At 57.8% G+C, this 24699-nt stretch carries 25 protein-coding genes; 9 read left to right on the forward strand and 16 right to left on the reverse strand.

Translation table 11 applies throughout. The annotated features are described in order from the left end of the window. The 5 genes from HDF09_RS07110 to HDF09_RS07130 form a co-directional block, all read right to left on the reverse strand. Positions 1-225 (reverse strand): CDGSH iron-sulfur domain-containing protein, encoded by a 225-nt coding sequence (locus HDF09_RS07110; protein ID WP_183763940.1) that lies wholly within the window; start codon positions 223-225, stop codon positions 1-3. A gap of 208 nt (positions 226-433) precedes the next feature. Next, positions 434-1057, reverse strand: coding sequence for an alpha/beta hydrolase (locus HDF09_RS07115; protein ID WP_260181002.1), 624 nt, complete (start codon positions 1055-1057; stop codon positions 434-436). Between the two features lie 221 nt (positions 1058-1278). After that, positions 1279-1539, reverse strand: coding sequence for a UBP-type zinc finger domain-containing protein (locus tag HDF09_RS07120; protein WP_183763946.1), 261 nt, complete (start codon positions 1537-1539; stop codon positions 1279-1281). A gap of 291 nt (positions 1540-1830) precedes the next feature. Further along, positions 1831-3438, reverse strand: coding sequence for a sigma-54-dependent transcriptional regulator (locus HDF09_RS07125; RefSeq protein WP_406704533.1), 1608 nt, complete (start codon positions 3436-3438; stop codon positions 1831-1833). Further along, positions 3432-4388 carry a sensor histidine kinase gene (locus HDF09_RS07130; RefSeq protein ID WP_183763948.1) on the reverse strand — a complete coding sequence of 319 codons (957 nt, stop codon included), beginning with the start codon at positions 4386-4388 and terminating at the stop codon, positions 3432-3434. Before HDF09_RS07130 ends, HDF09_RS07125 begins: the two co-directional genes overlap by 7 nt. A 331-nt stretch (positions 4389-4719) precedes the next feature. On the opposite strand from HDF09_RS07130, the gene rph reads away from it, so the two are divergent. From rph to HDF09_RS07155, 5 genes are all read left to right on the forward strand, one after another. Next, on the forward strand, positions 4720-5487 hold the full coding sequence (rph, locus tag HDF09_RS07135) for a ribonuclease PH (protein WP_183763951.1): 768 nt from the start codon (positions 4720-4722) through the stop codon (positions 5485-5487). Positions 5488-5700: 213 nt separating this feature from the next. Next, on the forward strand, positions 5701-7038 hold the full coding sequence (locus HDF09_RS07140; protein ID WP_260181004.1) for a sugar MFS transporter: 1338 nt from the start codon (positions 5701-5703) through the stop codon (positions 7036-7038). 560 nt (positions 7039-7598) lie between these two features. Beyond that, positions 7599-7958, forward strand: a complete 360-nt coding sequence (locus tag HDF09_RS07145; RefSeq protein WP_183763954.1) for a hypothetical protein — start codon at positions 7599-7601, stop codon at positions 7956-7958. 152 nt (positions 7959-8110) lie between these two features. After that, positions 8111-9100 (forward strand): tagatose 1,6-diphosphate aldolase, encoded by a 990-nt coding sequence (locus tag HDF09_RS07150; RefSeq protein ID WP_183766079.1) that lies wholly within the window; start codon positions 8111-8113, stop codon positions 9098-9100. Between the two features lie 144 nt (positions 9101-9244). Then, on the forward strand, positions 9245-9724 hold the full coding sequence (locus HDF09_RS07155; RefSeq protein ID WP_183763957.1) for a DUF1440 domain-containing protein: 480 nt from the start codon (positions 9245-9247) through the stop codon (positions 9722-9724). Between the two features lie 47 nt (positions 9725-9771). Here HDF09_RS07155 and HDF09_RS07160 read toward each other — a convergent pair whose 3' ends face one another. Both HDF09_RS07160 and HDF09_RS07165 read right to left on the reverse strand, forming a co-directional pair. Further along, positions 9772-10503: a hypothetical protein gene (locus HDF09_RS07160; RefSeq protein ID WP_221270065.1), complete on the reverse strand. Its 732-nt coding sequence runs from the start codon at positions 10501-10503 to the stop codon at positions 9772-9774. 75 nt (positions 10504-10578) lie between these two features. Continuing rightward, positions 10579-11679 carry a purine nucleoside permease gene (locus tag HDF09_RS07165; RefSeq protein WP_311718952.1) on the reverse strand — a complete coding sequence of 367 codons (1101 nt, stop codon included), beginning with the start codon at positions 11677-11679 and terminating at the stop codon, positions 10579-10581. A gap of 127 nt (positions 11680-11806) precedes the next feature. Here HDF09_RS07165 and HDF09_RS07170 point away from each other — a divergent pair, with 127 nt between their 5' ends. Next, a complete protein-coding gene (locus HDF09_RS07170; RefSeq protein ID WP_183763960.1) occupies positions 11807-12064 on the forward strand; it encodes a hypothetical protein in 258 nt (85 codons plus the stop codon). 6 nt (positions 12065-12070) lie between these two features. Here HDF09_RS07170 and HDF09_RS07175 read toward each other — a convergent pair whose 3' ends face one another. The 5 genes from HDF09_RS07175 to yoaA all read right to left on the reverse strand — a co-directional run bounded on the left by HDF09_RS07175 (position 12071) and on the right by yoaA (position 17472). After that, complete coding sequence (locus HDF09_RS07175) at positions 12071-12754, reverse strand: 7-carboxy-7-deazaguanine synthase QueE (protein ID WP_183763963.1); 684 nt, start codon at positions 12752-12754, stop codon at positions 12071-12073. Between the two features lie 58 nt (positions 12755-12812). Continuing rightward, positions 12813-13193, reverse strand: coding sequence for a 6-carboxytetrahydropterin synthase QueD (queD, locus tag HDF09_RS07180; RefSeq protein WP_183763966.1), 381 nt, complete (start codon positions 13191-13193; stop codon positions 12813-12815). Between the two features lie 112 nt (positions 13194-13305). After that, a complete protein-coding gene (locus HDF09_RS07185; RefSeq protein WP_183763969.1) occupies positions 13306-13551 on the reverse strand; it encodes a hypothetical protein in 246 nt (81 codons plus the stop codon). 41 nt (positions 13552-13592) lie between these two features. After that, complete coding sequence (locus HDF09_RS07190) at positions 13593-15392, reverse strand: glycoside hydrolase family 13 protein (protein ID WP_311718955.1); 1800 nt, start codon at positions 15390-15392, stop codon at positions 13593-13595. 31 nt (positions 15393-15423) lie between these two features. Beyond that, on the reverse strand, positions 15424-17472 hold the full coding sequence (gene yoaA, locus HDF09_RS07195; protein ID WP_183763972.1) for a DNA repair helicase YoaA: 2049 nt from the start codon (positions 17470-17472) through the stop codon (positions 15424-15426). A gap of 123 nt (positions 17473-17595) precedes the next feature. Here yoaA and der point away from each other — a divergent pair, with 123 nt between their 5' ends. Continuing rightward, the gene (gene der, locus HDF09_RS07200; RefSeq protein ID WP_311718957.1) at positions 17596-19515 is read left to right on the forward strand and encodes a ribosome biogenesis GTPase Der; all 1920 of its coding nucleotides are present in this window, start codon (positions 17596-17598) and stop codon (positions 19513-19515) included. Between the two features lie 10 nt (positions 19516-19525). On the opposite strand, the gene HDF09_RS07205 is transcribed toward der, so the two are convergent. Beyond that, positions 19526-20569, reverse strand: a complete 1044-nt coding sequence (locus tag HDF09_RS07205) for a DUF7544 domain-containing protein (protein WP_433977743.1) — start codon at positions 20567-20569, stop codon at positions 19526-19528. A 221-nt stretch (positions 20570-20790) separates the two neighbouring features. Here HDF09_RS07205 and HDF09_RS07210 point away from each other — a divergent pair, with 221 nt between their 5' ends. Continuing rightward, positions 20791-21108, forward strand: coding sequence for a hypothetical protein (locus HDF09_RS07210; protein ID WP_183763981.1), 318 nt, complete (start codon positions 20791-20793; stop codon positions 21106-21108). 51 nt (positions 21109-21159) lie between these two features. On the opposite strand, the gene trmFO is transcribed toward HDF09_RS07210, so the two are convergent. After that, a complete protein-coding gene (gene trmFO, locus HDF09_RS07215; protein WP_183763984.1) occupies positions 21160-22518 on the reverse strand; it encodes a methylenetetrahydrofolate--tRNA-(uracil(54)-C(5))-methyltransferase (FADH(2)-oxidizing) TrmFO in 1359 nt (452 codons plus the stop codon). A gap of 337 nt (positions 22519-22855) precedes the next feature. On the opposite strand from trmFO, the gene HDF09_RS07220 reads away from it, so the two are divergent. Then, positions 22856-23389, forward strand: coding sequence for a hypothetical protein (locus HDF09_RS07220; protein ID WP_183763987.1), 534 nt, complete (start codon positions 22856-22858; stop codon positions 23387-23389). Between the two features lie 9 nt (positions 23390-23398). Here HDF09_RS07220 and HDF09_RS07225 read toward each other — a convergent pair whose 3' ends face one another. Both HDF09_RS07225 and HDF09_RS07230 read right to left on the reverse strand, forming a co-directional pair. Further along, complete coding sequence (locus tag HDF09_RS07225; protein WP_183763990.1) at positions 23399-23899, reverse strand: GNAT family N-acetyltransferase; 501 nt, start codon at positions 23897-23899, stop codon at positions 23399-23401. A gap of 44 nt (positions 23900-23943) precedes the next feature. Further along, entirely contained in the window at positions 23944-24567 is a 624-nt protein-coding gene (locus tag HDF09_RS07230; RefSeq protein ID WP_260181005.1) for a hypothetical protein, read from the reverse strand. Positions 24568-24699 lie beyond the last annotated feature (132 nt).

Consider the following 24699-nt stretch of genomic DNA (forward strand, 5'->3'; position numbering starts at 1 on the left):
CTAGGTCAGAACTGCTCCAGGACCAGCCGCGCACTGAAAGCCCACTCGATTATGCGATCCATCACAAAACGGCCGCTTCTCACTAGCTCCGCAGCGGCAAAGCGAGATCGCCGGCTTCCCGGTCAGATCCCACTCCTTGCCATCTGCATCCTTCAAAACAATATGTCCTTCAACCCGCAGCGGACCATTGGGCCGAACCGTAATCTTTACCGCTTCTTCTGACATCGTTCGTTACTCTCTCTCTTACAAAGGATGCGTTCAGCATAGCAAAATCGCGGCAGCCGCATCACCCAGCCAGGAAGAGGCCATGGCCCTACAGCGAAAGAACATCTCTGCTCCTCCCAATCATCGGTAGTGGGTCAATTTGAACTCTGTGGCAACCAAAGTTACCTATAACCCCGTTTCAGGGAACGTGCAGAGCAATTGTCCCTATTCACTGGTTCAGAAGAACCCAATAGCCTGGGTTGTTCTGGACGGTATTGTGCCCAACTTTGGGCACGACAACATAAGAAACAATGCCCTCTCGAAATCGTGTGCGCAGGCGCTCGGAGCTGGAGCGTGGAATTACCTCGTCGTCTTCTGCGACGATGATCCGAGTTGAAGCCGTCACCTGAGGCGCGTATCTCCACGATTCAAACTTATCGCGCAATAGCCAGCGTACTGGCACGAAAGGATACTGCTCCTCGGCGGCGTCCCCGAGACTGTCGAAGGGTGTGACCAGGATAAAGCGCGCGAGGGGCCTCTGACTGGCTATCCAGACGGCGACGCCGGACCCAAGGCTTCGCCCGATAACTACGATGTTTGGATGCTCGGCATGCACTCGGTCAAATAGCGCCAGCGAGTCGGCGAAGACGGCCTGCTGTGACGGACTGCCGGAGCTTCCGCCGTAGCCCGGGTAGTGAAGTGCATAAATGGCTCTGCCAGGAAACGCATCGATAATATCCGTAATATCCAACGAAACATCTTCCGCATTCCCTCCAAAATAGATGAGCGCAGCGGACCCAGCGTGGGGATGGGTGGACACTTGGACTGTCGCAGTTCCGACCTGAAGGGTCATTAAGGTGCTCGCTTCGCGATTGGACCTTGGTTGCGGATAGTAGATCAGCGAACGCTGAAATGCGAACAATGCCCCGCAGACCAGCGCATATAGGACTACCACGATTTCGGCCGTGATGGTGAATACCCGTCGCGCGGATCGCATCGGCTTCCTCTATTCGTAAAAGCTGCTCAGTCAGGAATTCGATCTCTACTCAAAGACAAGGCCTCTTAGCCTCTCAATCACACAACATCAACTTCCATCTCATCCACATAACACCAGCCCCAGCTCTCGCCCGGCTCAATCGACCGCATAATCGCATGTTGAGTCGTATGAAAATGCTTGGTCGCGTGCTTGTGCAAAGACGAATCACAGCACCCCACATGCCCACACTCCAGACACATCCGCAGATGCACCCAGCTACTGCCAATCTTCAAACACTCTTCGCAGCCTTTAGCTGACGGCTTTACCTTACGAATCTGATTCAGATGAGTACATTCCATTCGCGCACCTGCCTTCGCCTGATTCTATCTCTAAGAGGCTGCATAGAAACCGTCCTGCCGGACAGGCCTCCTGCGCGGAGGGCGGTCACTTCGTGACACGTATACTGGTCGTGTCACCTCATCAACAAGGGTCCTCCCGTTGGTCGGAGGAGAAGTTGATTCCGACCAACGGGAGGAACGGGCGAAGCTTTAAAAAGGCGTGCGAACGCCCGCCCGAACCGGGGTCCCCACAAACAGGTCTTCGTTTGTGGGGTGGCCTAGCGTAGTGGGCCGTCCGGCAGGACCAGTCTTCTAATCCCCCATCCCTTCGGTAATCCCATACTCCTTCAGCTTCCGGTAAAGCGTCGTCTTACCGATCCCAAGCAGCTTCGCCGCCATCAGCTTATCGCCCTTCAACTGCCGAATCGTCCCCAGGATGGCCTGCCTCTCCATCTCGGCAATCGACACAATCCCGTCCTGCGAAGAGCCCATCGCCTCACTCCGCATGGGCTCATCTTCCTCCGTCGCGTGGATCGCCGGTCCCTGCTGCATACGAAAGTTCTGCAGCTGTGTCGGCAGATCGCCCAGATGCAGCACCGGGCCCGACGACAGCGCGCACGCCCGCTCTATCGCATTCTCAAGCTCCCGCACATTGCCCGGCCAGTCATACTCCGCAATCGTTCGCAGCATCGAGTCCGAGAAACTTCGCACCACCCCCGTCTCCTTCTCCATCTGCTTCAAAAAGTGCGTCGCCAGGACAGCAATATCGTCTCGCCGATCCCGCAGCGGAGGAATCCGCAGATTCACCACGTTCAACCGAAAGTAGAGATCCTTGCGAAACCTCCCCTGCTCCACCATCGTCGCCAGATCACGATTGGTCGCCGCCAGCACCCGAGCCGAGATCGGCCTCGCCTGCGTCGCCCCTACAGGCCGAACCTCCTTCTCCTGCAGCGCCCGCAACAGCTTCGCCTGCAGATCCAGCGGCAGTTCACCAATTTCGTCCAGAAACACCGTCCCGCCCTCGGCAGAGGCCAGCAGCCCCTCCTTCGCGCGATCCGCCCCGGTAAACGCTCCCTTCACATGCCCGAACAACTCGCTCTCAATCAGCGTAGGCACCAGCGACCCGCAGTCCACCGGCACAAACGGCTTCGCCGCATTCGGCCCATTGAAGTGAATCGACCGTGCCACCAGCTCCTTGCCCGTCCCACTCTCACCCAGGATCAGAACGGGATGCGTCGAATAAGCCACCTTCGACAAGATCCGATACAGCTTCTCCATCTCCGGCGACCGGCCCACCAGCCCGCCCATTCCCTGCTGCGTCCTCAGCCTCTCGCGCAGCTGCCGGCTCTGCACATCCATATGCAGCTGCTGCCCCGTGCGCTCGAGCACCGCGGTCAGCTCCTCCAGCGCAAACGGCTTGGTCAGATAATCTCCCGCACCAATCCGCATCGCCTCCACCGCAGAGGACACCGTAGCAAACGCCGTCATCACAATCACCGCCATGTCCGGATGCAGTGCCTTCACCTGCTCCAGCAACGGCAGCCCGCCACCACCCGGCAACTTCAGATCCAGCAGCAACAGATCTATCCGCCTCTGCTTCAGGATCGCCCGCGCCGCCGTAGCGCTCTCCGCCCCGACTACCTCAAACCCCATCCCCGCAGCAATCTGGCAGCAAGCCTTCCGCACCGCCTCATCATCATCGACCACCAGCACATGCAGCAGCCCCAGATGTTCTGCAGAGCTCACCGCATGGGCTCTCGCATCCGGCGCAGAGACCGGCGACACGCCCACCAGCACTCCTGACGGCGAATCCGCGCCTCCGTCATCTCTCATTCGCTCGCCATTCGTTCTCTCGCTCAACATCGAAACACCTCCACTGACTCCGGCTCCCGCCGTCTCGAAACCTGTCGTCCTCAACATGCGATCCATCCAGCCTCTCCCCGCACTACCGTCTTCACTCCCGAATCATTCATCCTTGTTCTCTCCATCTCCAGCCCTTCCATCTCAAACCTCTCCTGCTCGACCACAGCGTCCAACCGCTTCATCGCACTCCACTCCACCGAGATGCTCGTCCCCACCTCCGGCTGGCTCTCGATATCCAGAGCTCCACCCGAGATAGCCACCAGCTCCCGCACCACGCGAAAGCCCAGCCCCCGCCCGTTTGCAGAAGAGATCCCGCCGGTCTGCATCAACCGCCGCACCGCTGCCTTATCCATCCCGCAACCACGATCGCTTACCGTCATCACCACCCTGCGCCGCGGCTCCTCGCCCTCGTTCTCCGCCTGCTGCAGCACGCCCTCCACATGGATCGAGATCGCTCCCACCCACGGCGTCGCCTCCGCCGCATTCTTCACCAGGTTCGTCAGAATTCGTTCCACCGACTCCACCGGCACCTTCACCGCCTGAAACGCACCCACGCCATAAGAGATCTCCACCGTCCGCCCGGCCACCCGGCTCAACAACCCTCTGCACCGATCCACCACATCCGGCAGCACGGCAAACTCACCCTGCACCTTCGTCGAGCGCCCCGCACGCGCGTGATTTACCAGCCGGTCAATCATCGCCCAGCTGCGATCGCTCAACATCCTCAGTTCGTTGGCATATTCCTTGTGCTCTTCATGCAGCACTCCGGGCAGCGCCAGCAGATCCGAATAAAGACTCAGCGCCCCCAGCAGATTCCCCGCGTCATGCGCCAGTCCCGCGCCCTCCGCCACACCCACAATCGCCGCCATCTCCGCAGCAGGCGCATCCACCGTCTTACGCACCGTTGGCATCGCCGACCCACCAAGACCCATCTGGCGTGTCACGTGGCGAAGCGCTGCAAACTTCCCTGAATAAATCTCTGGCCCCGAGGCAGTACTGCTCTGCATTGCCTGCATTCCGTAAATCCACCATTCTCCTGCTTAGTAACCTAGCAGATGCACTTCTGTAATCACTTCAAGTGCCAAACTGGAACTCCCTTCCTAAGTGATTCCACATCAATCCGAAATGCCTCCAACCCATCTCCTCCATCCAGATGGGCACCGTCCCAATATGAGAACGAACGAACTCGAAATCCCCCACTCGCGCAAAATCCACAACAAACTACCAATCCAATTCAGGCTTCCCATTATGGAACCAATCCCATTTCGGAACACTCCCCCAAAGGACTCACACGCCACCCTCCCGTCCCGCGAAAAACCCCGCAACTATAATTCCCCCATGTCCGTAACCACCGTAACCACCGCCTCCCCCCAGCTCTTCCGCCCCGACCACCGCCCCGCCGACGCCCTCCGCCAGGTCCGCATCACCCCTCACTACATAGCCATGGCCGAAGGCTCCGTCCTCATGGAGTCCGGCAACACCCGCGTCCTCTGCAACGCCACCATCGAGCAGGGCGTCCCCGGCTGGCTCCGCAACTCCGGCCGCGGCTGGGTCACCGCCGAGTACGGTATGCTCCCTCGAGCCACCCTCACCCGCACCGCACGCGAGAGCGAACGCGGCAAAGTCGGCGGCCGCACCCACGAGATCCAGCGCCTCATCGGCCGCTCCCTCCGCAGCGTGGTGGACATGAAGGCTCTCGGCGAGCGCACCATCATCCTCGACTGCGACGTTCTCCAGGCCGACGGCGGAACCCGCACCGCAGCCATCACCGGAGCCTGCGTCGCGCTCGCCCTCGCTCTAGGCAAGCTGGTCAAAGCCGGCACCCTCAAAACGTCCCCACTCAAACAAATGGTAGCCGCCACCTCCGTCGGCATCGTCGACGGCAACATCCTGCTCGACCTAGCCTACGAAGAAGACTCCCGCGCCGCCGTAGACATGAACGTCGTCATGCTGGCCAACGGAGGCCTTGTCGAAACGCAAGCCACCGCCGAGCACGACTCCTACACCCGCACCCAGCTTGGCCAGATGCTCGACTACGCCGAAAAGGGCATCCACGAACTTCTAGCCGCGCAACGCAAGATCCTGGACCAGGAAGGCCAAGCGTAAGCACATCCCGACCAACGGGAGGACCGGCGCAGTCTACCCACCGCAAAAAGGTATACAAGTCACGAAGTGACCGCCCCACGCGCAGTGGGCCCGTCCGGCAGGACATCACCTAGCCGAATGTGCAGCTCTTTGCCACCAAATCCCCATCGCCGCACTCCAAACCTGTAGAATCTGTGACGCCGACATTACACACTTGCACAGGCAGGGAAAACCTTGAACATAACTACCACCCAGCAGACCGCCACCACCCGCGACCCCCAGGCCACCGACGTCCGCGCCATGAGCATCGCCACCGTACTCTTCTTCATGTGGGGCTTTCTCACCTGTCTCAACGACATCCTCATCCCGCATCTCAAAGGCATCTTCAGCCTCAACTACGGGCAGGCTCTGCTCGTCCAGTTCGCCTTCTTCTCCTCCTACTTCATCTTCGCCATGCCCTCCGGCAAACTCGTCGACTGGCGTGGCTACAAACAAGCCATGGTGATCGGTCTCATCGTCATGGCCTGCGGAGCGCTGCTCTTCCTTCCCGCCGCCAGCACTGCGTCCTTCCCGCTCTTCCTCTCTGCCCTCGTCATCCTCGCTGCCGGCATCACCTGCCTCCAGGTCTCGGCCAACCCCTACGTCACCAACCTCGGCCCCACGGCCACCGCGGCCAGCCGACTCAACCTCGCCCAGGCCTTCAACTCCTTCGGCACCACCATCGCTCCCTTCTTCGGTGGAGCGCTCATCCTCGGCGCCATCCAGGCCTCGCCCGAGACTCTCAAATCTTTCTCCACCGCAGCCCTCCAGACCTATCGCGAGCAGCAGGCATCCTCCGTCCGCTTGCCCTATCTAGGCATCGCTCTCACCCTCCTCGTTCTCGCCGTCGCCATCGGTCTCATCAAGCTTCCCACCACCGACTTCACCCGCGACTTCCGCCCCGGCGAGCTCGTCGGCCGCGCCGCCGGCAGCATCTGGAAGCAGCCCTATCTTCTGATGGCCACACTCGGCATCTTCGTCTATGTAGGCGCCGAGGTCTCCATCGGCAGCTTCCTCATCAACTACCTCGGCCTGCCCCACATCATGAGCTTCCCCGAGCGCACCGCCGCCCACTACGTCTCCTTCTACTGGGGCGGAGCCATGATCGGCCGCTTCATCGGATCCTACGTCCTCCGCTACATCAGCACCGGCAAAGCCCTCGCAGCCGCAGCCTTCATCGCCTTCTGCCTCGTCCTTACCACCATGGCCACCGGAGGACCCGTCGCCCTCTACAGCGTTCTCGCCATCGGCTTCTTCAACTCCATCATGTTCCCCAGCATCTTCAGCCTCGGCCTCGCCGGTCTCGGCGAACTCACCAGCAAAGGCTCAAGCCTACTCGTCCAGGCCATCGTCGGCGGCGCCATCCTCCCGCTAGCTGAAGGCCACCTGGCCGACCGTGTCGGCGTCCAGCACGCCTTCATCATCCCCGCCGTCTGCTACGTCTACATCGCGCTCTTCGGCATCCTCGCCTCCCGCCGCAAAGACATAGACCAGGACCCCAGGCACCCCTCACACGCCCCTTCCGGCCACTAGAGCAAAGTAGCAGTTGAGGTAGAGTCTGGCGTGCCCTTTTGTTTGTCATTCCGGAAGGGAATCTGCGGTTCCTCCACACCAACAGCAAATCCGCTCTCCACCCATACCCGCGAAGTGACAAGGCTCGCACGAAGCCATGTTCTCTCTCACCCAACCCGAACCGATCGGGTGCCCCATCCATCGCGTTCTCTGCGATGGGTGGGAGGAATAGACCTTCCCCAGCGCAGTCCTTGTGCCGCCGCAAAACGACACATCTTCACAGAAGACCCGAAAAACCTGTCAAGTCCCAATCCCGGCTAAACCAAAACCGCACAATAACTTACGCGTGGCGCATGAGTTCCCCCGCATTTGATAAACTATAAGCAGCATCGGAACACAAAGCCTCGGGGCCGCTCCCGGGGCTTTTCTATTTAAACGTCAACCCGTAACCCCTTTGTTAAGAGGAATCTGCAGCCAACCCTTTTGTTATCTCGTTTTTACAGCCCGCCACCCTCCGTATCTCCCGCAAAAGAAGCAACTTACACGCGGGTAATAGGAGGGGGGTCCCCCCCGGAGGACACATGCCATTCCCACTCTGCCGCCACCTCAAGCCCAACGGATACCGGTGCCAATCCCCAGCCCTCACCGGCAAAGTCTGGTGCTACTTCCATCAACACCTCCACCAGCGCCGTCGCCCAGCCCTGCCCAGCACCAACCGCAACTTCAAGCTGCCGCCCGTGCCAGACCGCAGGTCCGTTCAGTCTGCCCTGTCCCTCGTCATCACCGCCATCGCCAACGGAGAGCTCAGCACCAGGCGCGCCGGACAGCTGCTCACTGCGTTGCAGATGGCCTCCGGCAACGCCGCACTCCTCGAAGCCGCCACCCCGCCGAATCCAGATCGCAATGACGCCGAGTTCCCCCAGACAGCATCCCATGCGTAACCAACTCCGCCTTCCCGTATCAAAAATGCGGGAAGATTCCCATCGATTCCACCCGGCCTCGCGCTTCACGCCGAAGATATCCTCCGCTGTGTAAAATGGCCCTTCGTAGTCCTTCCATCACTCGAACCGTCTCAGGAGACAAGCACCCCATGATCAAGTTGACCCCAGGAAAGTTAGCCGGCCTCAAAGCCGTCTCCGACCATCGTGGCGTGATCGCCGCCGCCGCCATGGACCAGCGCGGATCCCTTCAGAAGTCCCTCGCCAAAGAGCGCGGAGCCGCCGCCGACGCCCACGACCTCGAGGAGTTCAAGACCCTCGTCACCTCGGTCCTCACCAGATACGCCTCCGCCATCCTGCTCGACCCCGAGTTCGGCCTCCCTGCCTCCAAGCACCGCAACGGCAAGGGCCTCCTGCTCGCCTACGAGAAGACCGGATACGATGCCACCACCCCTGGCCGCCTGCCCGACCTCCTCGACCACTGGAGCGTAGCCCGCCTCAAAGAAGCCGGAGCCGACTGCATCAAGATCCTCCTCTACTACACCCCCTACGAGAAGTCACCCGTCAACGATCTCAAGCAGGCGTGGATCGAGCGCATCGGCGCTGAATGCATCGCCCACGACATCCCCTTCTTCCTCGAGTTCGTCGGCTACGACGCCGATGGAGGAGACGAAAAGTCGATAGCTTACGCCAAGAAGAAGCCCGAGATCGTCTCCGGCTCCATGGCCGAGTTCGGCAAAGAGAAGTACCACGTCGACGTCCTCAAGGTCGAAGTCCCCGTCGAGATGGCCTTCGTCGAAGGCACCAAGTCCTTCAAGGGAGAGAAGGCCTACACCCGAGCCGAGGCCCTGCAGCACTTCCGCGACGCCGCCACCATGACCCACAAGCCCTTCATCTATCTCTCGGCCGGCGTCTCCAACCCCGTCTTCATCGAGACCCTCGAGCTGGCCGTCGAATCCGGTACCAGCTTCAACGGTGTCCTCTGCGGCCGCGCCACCTGGAAGGACGGCATCGCCATCTACGCCAAGCAGGGCGCCAAGGCCTTCGAAGACTGGCTCAACACCACCGGCGTAGAAAACATCACCAACGTCAACAACGCCCTCAAACAAGCCCACTCCTGGCACGAAAAAGTCGAATCGAAATAACTCTCAGCGAAGCGCATCACCAAGGCGCTGCATTCGTGCAGCGCCTTTACCTTGCGTGATGGCGTTGAAAGATGTTGCGTTCAACACCCCCAAAGGAGCCTCGCGCGCATCGTAAGCTAGATAAATTCAGAAGAGGTTCAACGGATGAAACGCTCGCAGAAGAAACCAGTAACAAAGTCGCTGGCGAAAGGCCTGCTGGCAGGATTGATTGGCGGCCTGGTGGCAACAGCAGCAAAGTCATTTGCCGAAAAGATCTATCCCCCACGCACTCACGGAGAGCCGGAACCATTCGCCCTGCTGGCCGAGAAGCTGGCCGGACATGAGCTGGCAGCCGCACAAAAGGAGATCGCTGCAGAGAGGCTCCACTGGGGATTTGGAGCACTAACCGGCGCTGCCTACGGAGCCCTCGCCGAGTACTACCCGCAATCTACAGCAAAGGATGGCGCAGGCTTCGGAATGGCACTCACATCCCTCACTCACGGCACAGCACTGCCCGCGCTAGGTCTTTCGGCTGCACCAGAAGATCAAACCACCCGCGAGCGCACCAGCGAGATGGCCACCTATGTCGTCTACGGCATGGTCACCGAGACAGTCCGCCGAGTAGTAAGAAAGATGCTGGGCTAGAAAATGTTGGTTAGATCGCAACATCTACCAACGTCCGCCAAACCAACTCACTCCGAGGCGAAGCAGGTGAGCCAGGGTTGATTCGCCCAGAGGCGTTCACCACCGTGATAGTTGGCAGCAAAGCCGCTGATGACGGCGCCGGCTTCGTCATCAATCTGCGATGCGTAATTGAGAACCAGCTTTCGCTTGCGAACGATCGCGTCGTCTGTAGCTTCGCCCGCATGAAGGACAACCGCGGTAAGCGGACTGCCAAGCTCAGATGCAGTCGCTCTCAGTGCCTCGAGGTCATCAGAAGCGGAGGCATCGGTAGCCAGGTACGGCAGGTCTTCATAGAAAGCAGTTGGAAGCGACGCAGCAAACGGCACCGCAGCTTCACGTACTGTGAGGTGGTCGACTTCGTTGCCCACAGCCGCCGGGACGACAAGGGCCTCCATCGCCCCTAGCTCGGATTGCCGGGCGAGAGCCTTACGAATCTTTTCAATAGACGGATCGGCAGGGTTGACCGGAGTCGCACACAACTGATCGAGCGGCACTCTGAGCCGGATTGGCCCGTCCTTGAGGTTCAGATCAAGCATGTGAAGATTGTTCTTGAGCCCCTTCGGCAAGGACTCCTTCACCCGCCGGAGGAAAAGCTCGTCTTCACGCAGACGCATGGCCGAGACGTACGAAAGCTCATCATTCTCGTGGACAAAGGCCGCATCCGAATAAGGAGCATAGCGACTGCGCGTGAAGACATTCAGCAGAGTGACCGTATGGCGCGCGGTGAGCCAATGAGTCATGGCGAGCGAGAGCGAGAAAGCCGCGTCATCGCGGTGCGGAGAGAGGACAAGGATCTTCAGTGTAGGCTCCAGAGCCTATTTTACCGGGCCAGTGCCGCCGGGGATGTGGTCACGAGTCTGCGGCCAGTTGGCAACCAGGTTATCCACGACAAGGCGGCCAACGCGATAAGCGGAGTCGAGCGCGGGAAGGTACGCGCTGTACTGGCGAACTTTCGTTTCGCCGAGGCTTTCGGCGGCGGTGATTCCAGGCCGCTGTTGATCGAAGTTCGACGCAGTTCGGAGTACAAGGACACGGTTGATATCGAGCCTGTGTGCATGAGCAAGCCAGGTGAGCGATTGCATGGTGCCCGTATCCTCCATGCCGCAGATCGCGTAGGTGCCGTGGCCATCAGTCTGATATTTCACCCAATCCCGAGCCCACTGGTTGAGCAGTTTGCCATGCCAGAAGGTCGACGCGGAAAGATTATCGCCTCGCAAAACAAAAGGAGCGCGATGTGCCGCTTCTTCGGCGTACTGCTGGCGGCGAGCCGCTATTGCCGGTGTATCCGGAAGCGGCGTGTCCTTGGTAAGTGCGAAGGCCCAGTCAACCAGAGAGGTGTTGAGGTGATAGATGTTGCCGTCGTCACCAAACCTCGCAGCACGGGGCTGTTCATACGGCGTGGATTTGCCCAGCGGCACGTATCCCGTAGACCAGTCTTTGGGAATCTCCCGAGCGTCGATCTCGTGGGCGAGGTCGCCATCGACGATGTAATCAGACCAGACTGCAGAGCCGAGCGAACCCATACGAGGGTCGATGCCGCCTATGCCGGCAACGAGGAAGTAGGCATGCGTAAGGTCGAAGCGCGGGTCCAGACCTAACGCCATGATAGTAGCGGCAGTGCGGGCGGTTCCGACGCCAGTCAGCACGCCGAGAATCCCGTTCTTTTCATTGAGTCGGAGGTCGTGATAGCCAGCGGGAAAGGGGATAACCGTATCGAGGTGTTCTCGCTCAACCCAATATTGGTACTCGCCAGGCGCATCGCCAGTATCGGCGCCTACTTCAAACATGTTGATGACCACCACTTTGATCTCGATAGGCATCGAGGTCTTGTCCGGAATATCAATGAGATCGGTCAGGTGCTGATCGATGGTGAGGATTGGAGCAAGCGGGGAGGGACAACAGGCATTTGCAGACACGCTCAACATCGCGGACAAAAGGAGAATGAAAAAGAGACGCATGGGGAATGGTATCGCAGCAACAGCCTGCCCCTTGTAACGAACTTACGAGCGCCTGCACTATCTCAATGCAAGGAAGGAGACTGACATGTCTGAAGACACTGCTGCAGTTGTGGTGACTATCGCTTTCTTTGCGGTGATGGCCGCTTGGATTCCTTTAGTCGAGTGTTGTAGGAGGACGATGCGAAAGCAACCGAAGCCCGAGCGACAAAGCAAGAATGCCCGGGTCTTCGAGATGAAGTCCGAGATGAAGCCTAAGACCCGCGACAAAAAAGGACACGGATACGAGACGGTCGTGCTGATTACGATGATCACATCGCTGTGTTCGCTGGCCCTGCTGAACTGATTCGAGCTAGACGCCTTTCTTGATCGGCTCCCAGATGAACTTGTGAATCTGTAGTGACAAACGAGCGTCAATTCCATCGGCCATCATCCACTCGACGAGGATGCGGGGATCGAGAATGGCGTTGTCGGTTGTTCGGAGCAAGCTAGGAGCCTTATTGAAGGCGGGGCTCAAAAGGATCTGGCCGGCTTTCTCATGGAGAGCGTAAGTGCGGATGAAGTCGCGTGCAAAATCATAGTCTGCCCGATCCGAGATCACGAACTTTATCTCGTCATCTTTCGTGAGGGCGTCGAGATTTTCCATGCGAAAGCTGTTGGCTGCGCTGCCCGCCCCGGGACATTTCACGTCGACAATTTTGTGAACCGCCTTGGGAACATCCGCCAAAGGACGCTCGCCACTGGTCTCCATCATCAAGGTGTAGTTTTGTGCCAGCAGCCGCTCCATCAGCGGCAGGAGTTCCTTCGCCTGAAGCATGGGTTCCCCGCCCGTAAACTCAATGAGACGACACGGAGCAAGAGCTTCAATCTGCGCGACGATCTCATCGGCAGTGTGGGCCTTACCGCCCGAGAAGGTGTACTCGGAGTCGCACCAGGCACAGCGAAGGTTGCAGCCTGCAAGGCGGACAAAGATGCATGGAAGGCCAGCGAAGGAAGACTCGCCCTGGACGGATTTGTAAAGTTCGATTAAATGCATTTCGTGAAAAATACTTCAATGGCAAAGGGGGAAGAGTGGGCCAAACCCATGAGTTTCACTACTCGTAGTAGCGGGCAAAGCTAGTGTCGGTCTCGTAGAGGGTGCAGTCCTTCACGCGGACGCGTCCGCCGGTCATCTCATGAAGCTGACTGCTTGTCTGTTCGTAAAAGTATTTGGCAAGGTTTTCGGCGCTGGGATTGATCTCTTTGTCGAAGGGCGCAAGGTCGTTGATCATGAAGTGGTCAAGATAGTCGACAGTAGGGCGCATCACCTGCTTAAGAAGCTTGAAATCAAGTAGCATCCCAGCTTCGTCAAGCTCTTCTCCAACAAGCGTGACGAAGACTTTATAGTTGTGACCATGCGGGTTTTCGCACTTGCCTCGGTAGTTGCGGAGGTAGTGGCCGGAAGAAAAGCCGGCTTCTACAGTTACTTCGAACATGAGTCTAGGAATCCCTTCGGTCTTTCAGTGCCGCGTCTGGAGGAGTGAGAGTGGGCTGAGGACGTGGCGGCAGCCTCTCTTCGATTGTACCGTTTTGCGCGGAAAGGTGGGGCTAGCGGCGGCGTTTGGCGCGGCGGCTTTCTTCGTCGCGGCGCTCAGCCTGTTCAAAGAGCGAAGACAGGATGCCAGCGAGCGCGACGAGCAGACCAACGACAAAGAGGCCGAGGCCCATGGTGCGCCAGAGAGAGGCATCGCCAGGCGAACCAGGCTGCTGGGCGATGTTCGTGTATGCAACGCCGCAAGAGATGAAAGCAAACAAGACAAGACTGCCAGCGAGGATATAGAGGTTGCGTCCCATGCGAGTAGTCCTATTTTACGGTGAGAGCGATACGCACGAATTTACCTCAGCTTGTAGATGCGAGCCTCCCAGCCTGCAAGATTGAAGGTATCGGTAACAAGACCCGCAGAGTCGAGATTCGACAGGACAAGGGAGTCCACCTTCACTTTGGCGGGTAGGGTGTAGGCCACCGGGCCTGAGCTAAAGTTCAGGACGACGAGATATCGATCCGAACCAAGAGTGCGAGTGTAGGCGAAGATGGATTTGTTCTCGGGGTCAAGATCTTTATATTCACCATAGACAAAGGCCCGGTGGGCATGGCGAAGGTCGATCAGCTTCCGAGTGTAGTTATAGATAGAATTCGGGTCGGCTACCTCGACGCTGGCGTTGATCTGGGTATAGTTTGGGTTTTCCGCAAGCCAGGGCTTAGCTGCCGTCGTAAAGCCGCCATTCGCAGATCCGTCCCACTGCATCGGAGTTCGCGAGTTGTCCCGGCTCGTATGCCGAAGGTCGGTGATAAAAGTTTCTTCGGGGACCTTCCCAGTCAGAACGTTCGCCTTATAAGCATTCTTGACTTCAATGTCGTCGAAATCATTAATGCTGCGGAAAGGGTAGTTGGTCATTCCGAGTTCATCACCCTGGTAAAGGAACGGCGTTCCCCGGAGAGTAAGCAGCATCGTCGCAAGCAATTTAGCAGAAGTAACGCGAAACTCAGGAGAGTCGTCGCCGAAAGTGGAAACGATTCGCGGGTTGTCGTGGTTGGAGAGGAAGACCGTATCCCAACTATGGATGCCAAGCACTTCCGCATGGCGGGCATAGATCGCCTTGAGCGTGAGCAGATCGAAGGGCTTCAGCTTGATGCCATCGCGGTTAGAGCGGATAGCGTCGAAGTTGAAGATCATGTTCAGTTCGTTGCGATTGTCCCCCACCATGAGCGGAGTCTGTTCCAGGGAGATGCCAAGAGCTTCGCCTACGGTCATCACGTCATACCTGGCCATGACGTTGCGATTCATCTCCTGCAGGTAGTCATGCATGTGGGGCCCGTTGGCATAGGCGTTGCCGTAGTTGTGGAGTTGGTCGGGAGTCAGGTCCGGGAAGGCCGGATTCTTCGAGATAAGCGGAATCACGTCCATACGAAAGCCATCGACGCCCTTGTCCAGCCAGAATCGCATAAGGCTGTAAACCTCTTCGCGAACCTTGGGATTGTCCCAGTTGAGATCTGGTTGTTTGACGGCGAAGTAGTGGAGATAGTACTGGTCCGTCGTGGGATCGAACTGCCATGCAGAGCCGGAGAAGAACGACGGATCGTTGTTAGGTGGCAGCATTGTGGGCTTGCCATTCGAGCCAGCGGGGCCGGGTTTACCATCACGCCAGAAATAATAGTCTCGGTAAGGATTGTCTTTGGATTTGCGGCTTTCGACAAACCAATGGTGTTCATCGGAGGTGTGGTTGACGACGAGGTCGATGATCAGGCGCATGTGGCGCTGCTTGATACCGGCAAGCATCGTATCGAAGTCAGCCATAGTTCCGAACTCGGCCATCACTTTGCGGTAGTCGCGGATGTCATAGCCGTTGTCGGCGTTGGGCGAGTCGTAGTGTGGGCTGAGCCAGATGACGTTAACTCCAAGCTTCTGCAGATAGTCGAGCTTCGAGGTGATGCCGGGAATATCGCCGATCCCGTCTCCGTTTGAGTCCTTGAAGGATCGCGGATAAATCTGATAAACAACCGCCTCCTTCCACCAGGTGGGCTGGTAGCCGTTCACAAGAGCGGGCGCAGAGGACGGGCTCTGTGACTGCAGCAAGGTCATAGGCGCTAGAGTAGCCAGGAATAGAGCGAGGGCGGTGAGTGTGGGTGGCTTCACCGGACTATGCTCTACGCATCGATCGAGTGAGTCAAGCGGGGCGCTCGAAGAACTGTTCGACGTCTGTAATCTCCTGCGTGAGCCGGTAGGGCGGGAGAGACTCGAGAAAGATTCGGCCATAGCGCTGACGCTGGATACGCGGGTCAAGGAGCATGAGAACACCCCGATCGTTGAGCGAACGGATCAGACGACCAAAGCCCTGCTTGAGGGTAATCACGGCGTTGGGAATCTGGTAGTCGAAGAAAGGTTTACCGCCGAGTGCTTCGATGGCCTCCATGCGCGCTTCGACGATCGGGTCGGAGGGAACTGCAAACGGAAGGCGGTCAATGATGACGCAGGATAGTTGCTCGCCTTGCACGTCGACTCCCTGCCAGAAGGAGGAGGTGCCGAAGAGGACCGCGTTAGGTGTATCGCGGAACTGTTGCAGCAGAACGTGACGTGGCGCAGTGCCGTGCAACAGAAGCGGATAAGGGAGTTCGACGAGCAGTCGCTCGTAAGTGTTGCGCATCTGCGCATAGCTGGTGAAGAGGCAGAAGGCGCGGCCCTTCGTAATCTCAAGTACCCGGCGGATGCGTTCGGCGGCGCGTTCCGGAAAATCTGGTTCGCGCGGGTCCGGCATATTGGGTGGGAGATAGAGCAAGGCCTGCTTTTCGTAGTCAAAGTGCGAAGGCACAACCAACTCTCGAGCCGTAGTAAGGCCGAGACGTTTGCGAATGTGGTCGAATCCTCCCGAGACGGTAAGCGTCGCCGAAGTGAGAATGATAGAGCTATAGCTATCGAAGAGCGACGTAGTCAGCAACTCGGAGACATCAATGGGAGTCGCTTGCAGATGCGTGTGAAAGCTCGCTTGCCCTGCTCCGCGCGCAAAGTTCCGCACCCCACCCGCGATGCGGCGCTCAATCCAGAAGACGGTGTTACGGTCGGTCGATTCGAGCAAAAACGCCAGGTGAGCGCGAATATCAGCCGCACGCTTGCGTAAACCAGAGGCTTCTTCAACATTCTTGAGATGATCGAGTTCGCCTTCGAGTCGAGTAAGCGCATTCAGGGTGGCCGTGTAGGTATCGCCACTCTCTTCCAGAAAAGCTTCGCGGTGGAGGAATGGCATGCGGCCCCCGCTATTCGGCATCCCCATCGGGTCTGTCGGGAGAACAGAGAAGAACAGGCGCGAGCGGTCTTTGAGCGTAGCGCAGGCGCTCTCGATCGCTGACGTGCTGGCCTGTTTTGCCTTGAGCATCATCTCTACATCGCGTGTGAGCTCGTCAACGCGCTGAGTAGAGAGTCCAATGCCGAAGTAATTCGAGGCAATCTCTTCCAGCTCATGCGCCTCGTCGAAGATGACACAAGCAGCTTCAGGCAAAATACCGGCATCAGGTGCGCCCGCCGCCTGCTGCTTGATGTTCAGGTCAGCAAAAAAAAGATGATGGTTGACGATGACGATGTCCGACTCAACCGCCTTGCGCCGCATCCCGGTGACAAAGCAACGCTCCCAGTCCGGGCAGCTCTGGCCAAGGCAAACCTCGGTGCGAGCATCGAGCTTATGCCACAAGGCGGAGGACTCCGGAAGATGATCGAGCTCAGCGCGATCTCCGGTCTCAGTCGTCTTCTCCCACGACGCAATCTGATGAAACTGATCAATCTCTTCGAGACCATTCAGCAGAGGGTTGTCCCTGAGCGCATAGAGCTTGTGCCGACAAAGGTAGTTGGCGCGCCCCTTCATATAGCAAACCTTGAGCGGACCAAGAAGAGATTCAAGAAAGGGAACATCCTTGAAATAAAGCTGCTCCTGCAGATTCTTGGTGCCCGTAGAGATGATGACGCGCTGGCCCCGCTCTCGGGCTAGCCGTAGGGCAGGCAGAAGGTACGCAAGCGTCTTCCCCGTCCCCGTCCCAGCTTCAACAATCAGGTGACGCTTCTCCTTGAAAGCGGATTCAATAGCTCTTGCCATGTCGTACTGCCCTCGACGATGCTCAAATGCCAGCGAAGATCGAGACAAGATGCCGCCGGGAGCAAAGAAATCGTGAAGATTCGGCAGATTCTCCGGCTTCGCGGGCGTAATCGAGATGGGAGCGGTCGTAGACAAGGCGATTTGCTTGAGGATCGGCGGCACAGAGGCTTTGCAATTTCTATAATAGAGGGGGAAGCGAAGAATTAGCGTAATAAGCCTGGCCGCCTGATGCGTGCGCGGGAGAAAGTTGGACGTTCCGTGGCTCAGAAAGACGATAGAAAGCGGTTAGGCAAAAAGCACAGGCAGGCCAGCACACGGCCCAAAAAGGGTCGCGCCGCGAAGTCCACCCCAACCACCGGGGCGGTCGATCCGCGAAAGCGGAAGATCCTTTCGACCAAGCGCGCTGCCGTCGACAAAGCTTCGCGAGTTACCAAACAGTCCCCCGACCGGGAGAAGCGGAAGGCGATCCGTCCCGACGGAGCGACCCCAAAAAAGCCCGCGGGAGTAGTCCGTCCAAAGCTGGAGAGACCCGCGGACGGAATCGTCGGGCGACAAACGCCACGTTCGGCGAACGTCGCAGGTCGCGAAAGAATTGACGACGACTGGCGGGATATCGAGTTGCTGGCCTCCCAGATGGTCACCGAAACCGAGAGCGCCGACGCTCGCGAACTGCCGTTGATCGCAATCTGTGGCCGTCCCAATGTGGGTAAGAGCACCCTCTTCAATCGTCTGACGGGTTCGCGTCGATCGATCGTTGGTGATGAGCCGGGAATTACCCGCGACCGCATCTATGGCGAGATCGAGTGGATGAACCGTGCAGCAAGAATCGTCGACACGGGCGGCGTCGTACCGGACGACGAAGCTCTGATCCCATCCGAGATTTTCCGACAGGCGAAGGTTGGACTAGAAGAGGCCGATGCTATTGTGATGGTCGTGGATGGCCGCACCGAGCTGGCCTCGCCCGATCTCGAACTTGCGCGACTGCTTCTGCGCGGCGGAAAACCGGTGTTTCTCGCTGTAAACAAGATGGACACCGATGCGATGCAGTCGCAGGCGGAGAACTTCCGCCGACTCGGATTCAGAAATGTGCTCCCTATCTCAGCGGAACACGGCTCAGGAATGGGCGATCTGCTGGATGCGGTCTTCGAGGTATTGCCCGAGTCAGAGGAACTCATCGAAGAGCCCGAGGTGATGCTCACAGAAAACGACGAAGCGGAAGAAGATGAGACGGGCCCGGACTTTTCCATCTCTCCAGCGGCAACCCTTATGACGGAAGCGTCAGAGGTTACTGCACCGAGGCGCCCACGTATGCTCCGATCGCACGGCGAGTATGAGAGCCGCGAGACGAAGATCGCGATCATCGGACGACCAAACGTCGGCAAGAGCACGCTTCTGAATGCTCTCACTGGAACCCAGCGCGCCATCGTCTCACCGATTGCAGGAACCACTCGCGATGCAGTCGACGAGGTGGTGGAGCGCGACGGCCATGCATTCCGCTTTGTCGATACCGCAGGAATTCGCCGGAAGGGCAAGACGAAGCTGATGGCCGAAAAGCTATCAGTCATCATGGCCCGAAAACATCTGGAGGCGGCAGACGTATCCTTGCTGATCATCGATGCGACAGAGGGCGTTGCCGCGCTCGACGCGAACATCGGCGGTTACGCGCACGAGAGTGGCCGCAGTGTAATTATCGTTGTCAACAAGTGGGATCTGATGACTCGCACCGGTAAGGATGGCATGCGCCTGTTCGATGGCAAGCCGCCCGCCGATCAAAAGCTCTACGAGCAGGACGTTCGGGATAAGTTGAAGTACCTCGACTACGCCCCGCTGCTGTTTATCTCTGCAGCCGACGGAAAAAACATAGAGTCTGTGTTCAAAAAGGTAGAGCTGGTCGCGCGTGAGAGACGGAAGCGCGTAACCACAGGCCAGATGAACCGTTTTCTAGAGAAGGTAGACTTCCAAAAAGCGAGCGTGCCGATGAACAAGCGCGTCCGGATCTACTACATGACGCAGGCTGCGGTTGCTCCTCCGACGTTTGTGCTCTTCACCGATAAGGATGTGAAGATGCACTTCTCCTTCGAGCGGTTTCTGGGCAACCAGATCCGGGAGAACTTCGGGTTTATCGGAAGCCCGATCTGGTTCAAGATCAAAGCTCGAAACAAGAAAAAGACGGAATAGGAACAGAGAGTCAAATTGGACTGAACTGCTGAGAAGCCGCTTCAGGGAACGGAGGCGGCGGCTCCAGCAGATCTCCAAGCGCAGAGACACGTCCACCGACGAAATAGAGCGCATAGGCTTGATAGAAGACCAGTATCGCCCCTACGATCCAAACGAACGCGAGCATAAGACACGCGAAGAAGGTCAAGCCGAGCAGGCCGAGACTTATGTAGAGAAAGACTGTACCGAAGGGTCCGGCATGGCGGAGAAGGAGCCATAGGCCTCCGCCGATAAGGCCGACAGGGATGCCTGCGATAAATACCGCAGCGACAAGGCACAGCTCAGCAGCAATACCTGCGACCAGAGTTAACACAAACTTCATCAGGAAGTAGAGCAGAACGCTGCCCGGCTCACGTCGGATCAGCTCGACAGCGCTGGTGACGCCTTCTCGCGTAGTCGCGTCCTCGAAGACCAAAAATGGCAGGACCATATCCCGCAGGAACCAAAGGCAGAGCATCAGCACTAGGACCATGCCTGCGATCATCGCGAACAAGAGAAGAAAGGTCTCGAAGAAGGCGGCGTCTGGTGGCTGGCCTGTTTTGGCCGGCATCGACCGGATCAAGTGGAATAGCGGCCAACCTGCGACCGCGCCGATAACCAGAAATGCCAACAGGAAGGTACCAATTTTGAGGCCGATCCAATGCCAGGTTCTGGTACCACGCCGACGCCACGACGGGCCGACCACCGTGGTGCGATAAGCAACGAGGTCCATAAGAACAAACTGCATTCGAGACCCGAAATAGAGCAGACAAAGGCTTATTAGAAGAAATAGGATGCTGATAACTGCCAACGCAATTACAGCGTGCTGATTGATACTCCACGAGACCGCGCCAGCGGTAGAGTTCGAATGCGGGCGGAAGTTACCGACCGGAGGAAAGATGAACTGCGCACTCATCTCCGCAAGCAGTGCTACCAGCCCCAGCTTGACGACGCTTCGAAGAGAAAAAGGCAAAAACATCGACTTAGTGCGTTCTATTGCAGGCGTGATAGCTTCGGTGGCTGAGAGTATTCGCATAGGTAGATGCGATGAGGATACCTCGGAGGTCCAATTTCAAAAACTGCCAATCGTAGGCTGTTTGTCGAGTCCACTTCAGATAAATGTTGCATTCTTTCCCGATCAGTGGGTAAATATCATTCTCCCCAAGAACTTCCCAAATGTGTCTTAGCAGCCGCATGTGTAGATGCTCCACCGGGCCCGGGAATTATCTCCGCATCTAGAAGACTGAGGAAAATGCCATGAATGTAATGGGTATCGTTACAGATTTGATCGCCGGAGGAGTTGGCGGCAATATTGCCGGCGCAGTGTTGAAGAAGTTCGACCTGGGCCCCATTGGGAATACAGTTGCCGGTCTCGTTGGAGGTGCCGGCGGTGGACAACTGCTGAGTATGTTGTTGTCGGGCGGGGCAGCCGGCGCAGCTACATCTGCCGCGGCCTCAGGCGGAATGGATATGTCATCGATTCTAGGAAATGTGGCTGGTGGCGGTGTGGGGGGCGCGGTAGTAATGGCGATCGTGGGATTGATCAAGACACAGATGAGCAAAAACACAGCCTGATCGAGTGGTAAGAGACGAAGACGTTCTTGTTGCGGAATGGCTCGCTGTCGCTTAGTCGGTGTCGAGCCATTGCCCCCAAGCCGCTAGAGCACGGTCACATTGGAGTTTGTGGCGCTCTTTTTTGTCGCGGATTGTTTTTCTAAGATCCTCTTCCAGAGGGGGCAGGAGATCGAAGGTGATGTTGGCCGGTTGAAACTTTTTCGTGTCGGCGTGGGTAATGTAGTGGGTGAGCGAGCCGTTAGCGCTTAGGCGCGGCGCGATGGTAGGCGCGTTGCCGTTCGCGATCGACGCAGCATAGATTCCCGCAAGCATCCCAGACGCGATCGACTCGGTATAACCTTCAACGCCGCTGAGTTGGCCGGCGATCATAATGCCCGCATGGCCTTTGAGCTGGAGGCTTTCAGTAAGCAGCGACGGGGCGTGAATGTAGGTGTTGCGGTGGATCTGGCCGTAGCGCAGAAAAGTAGCGTTCTCGAGACCCGGAATAAGTTTGAGAACACGGTTTTGTTCGCCGTACTTCAAATGATTCTGGAAGCCTACAAGGTTGTAAGAGTCGGCGCGGAGATTCTCCTGGCGCAGCTGAACGACCGCATAAGGCCAGCGGCCTGTCTTTGGATCGGTGAGCCCAACGGGCTTCATCGGACCGAAGCGAAGCGTATCGCGACCGCGACGCGCCGTCTCTTCAATGGGGAGACACCCTTCAAAGTATTGAAGCTTCTCGGCCGTCCCGGTGACAGGAAACTTCTCCCAGTCCTTCGATTCCACCGCCTCTGCAGTCGTCAGAGCCTCCATGAACCGCTCATACTCTTCTTTGGTGAAGGGACAGTTGATGTAGTCGGCAGTGCCTTTGTCATATCGCGCCGCAAAGTAGACCTTCGACATATCGATGGTCGAGGCCTCGACGATAGGGGAGATGGAGTCATAGAAAGCTAGATGGTCAGACCCAGTAAGCCGCTGAAGTTCGCCAGCTAGCGCCGCGCTGGTCAGCGGACCTGACGCAAGAATCGTGAGAGTGTCGGGATCAGCCTCGTTGAGCGTAGTCACCTCTTCACGGTGAACACGAATGCGAGGCTCCGCGGCAATGCGTTCGGCAACGCGTTTGGAGAACTCAACGCGGTCAACCGCAAGCGCATGTCCAGCAGGAACAGCCGTAGCATCCGCTTCAGCGAGCAGGATGCTCCCCGCACGGCGCATCTCCTGCTTTAGCAGCCACGGAGCAGTATTTTCGGACTCGGACTTCAGTGAGTTGGAGCAGACGAGTTCAGCAAAATCAGAGGTCTGATGGGCTTCAGTGGAACGCGTCGGGCGCATCTCATAAAGGTCGACCTCGCAGCCACGTTTTGCTGCCTGGAGTGCTGCTTCGGGGCCGGCCAGACCGCCGCCGATGATCTTAATTCTTCTGGTCGTCATGCCTCCCCCTCCTCCCTTGTTTTCTGTCAAAGTATTCCAACGAAACAACTTACCCGTGGACTTAGCTCGTAGCTATTGGCCCGGGGGGGGGGATTTTTGGCAAAGTCTTCCATCCACAGGACTTACCTGCGATATTGCAGGATGAATTAACTTGGATTTGATCTTGCCCCCTGCCTCTAATTATACGGGCTGCGTCAAGCTCCCGAGCGCGAGACCTAGCCATGCAGACCCGATAAGCGGAAGTCTCGACTGAAAAATCCCCTCTCTGGGAATACCCCGTTCGTGTAGTGGGGAGATGGTTGGGTATCGGTCATAATGACAACTTAAGAGGTCTCCCATGGACCAGACGCTGGTAGATGTTTTTGAGCAGGCCCGCAAAGTGGTCGCCGATGCAGACCGTAAGGTTGCAGAAGAAGAGGAACGGCGCAGAGAGAGTGAGCGAGAGAGTCTGATGCAGCAGCTCGGCGTCCGCATCGAAGATGCCTTCGACTTCACCAGCAAGGAAAAGCTGGAGTTTGAACCGCGCCTTGATGTTCAGGACGGCGTTGCAGTCGTCGAGTTTGTGGTCAGGAGTCTGCGGGCCATCTTTCTGCTGTCCCCAAATGAAAGCAATACATGGACGCTTCAGGTGATCGCAGACGGCCGTGAGCCGCAGGTGCTTAGCGAATTCCAAGGTGGAACGAAGACCGAACCGGCATCCCGGCGTCTGGCAGCGGCGCGCATCGTGACGATGGTTGGCGACTGCGTTCAAAACGCCAAAAGACCACCGCAGGCTGCTCCGAGCACAAAACCATCATCAAGATTGCAACTCCATGACGACACGAAGCCCCAACGCACTTACGGAACCATGGGCAAATTCATGGGCGTCTAGCCCATGTTTCTACTTAGATAGCGCGGCTAGGGCTTTCAATGGCTTGCCGGAGACCTGCATGCCCTTCCACTCGGTTTTCATGACTGCTCCCAGGGAGTGGTAAAAGTCGATGGAGGGCTGGTTCCAGTCGAGCACGCTCCACTCAAAGCGAGGACAACCTTCTGCTACGGCGATTGCGGCGACGCGAGTGAGGAGAGCTTTGCCGATTCCCTTCCCGCGATACTCGGGGCTGACGTAGAGGTCTTCGAGATAGATGCCTGCGTGACCGCGCCAGGTGGAATAGTTGTAGAAGTAAAGAGCGAAGCCAGCGGGGGTGGCCGCGTCTGCGTCGGTCAACTCCGCCATGATGCAATCGAAGCGCCTAGTCTCTCCGAAGCCGTCGCGCAGAAGGTCGTCTTCGGTGGCGAGGACGGCGTCCGGTTCGCGCTCGTAGAGGGCGAGGTCGCGGATGAACCGCAGTATCTGCGGGACGTCGGCTGGGGTGGCGGTACGAAGGGTGATGGATTCCATGGTCTGAAACAGATTATTCGATTGTGGCTTGCGGCGTACTCAAGTTATGGGTTTGACTTTGCTCCGGATTGGGCAGCGAGCCACTTGTCGAATGGGATATTGAAGTCGAAGAGTTGCTTTTTGTTGCCGTCTTTGTCCGCTACGGTGTGAACCATCTTGACGTAGAGCTCAGCGCCCTTCAGTGGCTGATCAGGCAGCTGGCGAACGTCGTAAAAGAGATAGCCGTCCAGGGTGCTGTGCGGGTTGACCGTGGTTCCATTGAAGCCGAAGTCGTTATCGTCTTTGGTGATCTGCTTATCGACAGGCTTGTCGTGAACGGTGACAGGCGGTAAAGGCAGCGGAAGGGGAATCTTCCGGCCGGCCGTACCTTTGGTGGAGAAAAGCCTGCGTTGAAGATCATCGTCGGTCGCAGCAGGAATCTTGTCGTTGTTGACCGAGATGAACTGGATGCGGGCGTCGTCGAGTGAGAGCGCCGCATCGCTGTCATTCGTGAAGATGACGCGGACAGCGACAAAACCGTGCTGAACATAGGGAAGACGGAAGAAGTCACAGTCTTTAGGGTTGTCGCAAGGATCAGCCGCAACGGTAACCTTTTCGTTGGGGTGCGTCTCGAAGGCAGCGTACTGGTTAGCAGGTTTTACCGGCGGAGCTTTCTTATCGGCGGCCAAAGCACTGCCTGCAAAAAAGCAGAAACTAGTTACTAGTAGGATCGGAGTCGTGGGGAACCGGTGGGACTTCATAGCCAGGGTTGATTATCATCTCCGCTGGCATACAACGTAAAGCGAGGGCTCGGCGACGGT

The organism is Edaphobacter lichenicola (assembly GCF_014201315.1).
Taxonomy (GTDB): domain Bacteria; phylum Acidobacteriota; class Terriglobia; order Terriglobales; family Acidobacteriaceae; genus Edaphobacter; species Edaphobacter lichenicola_B.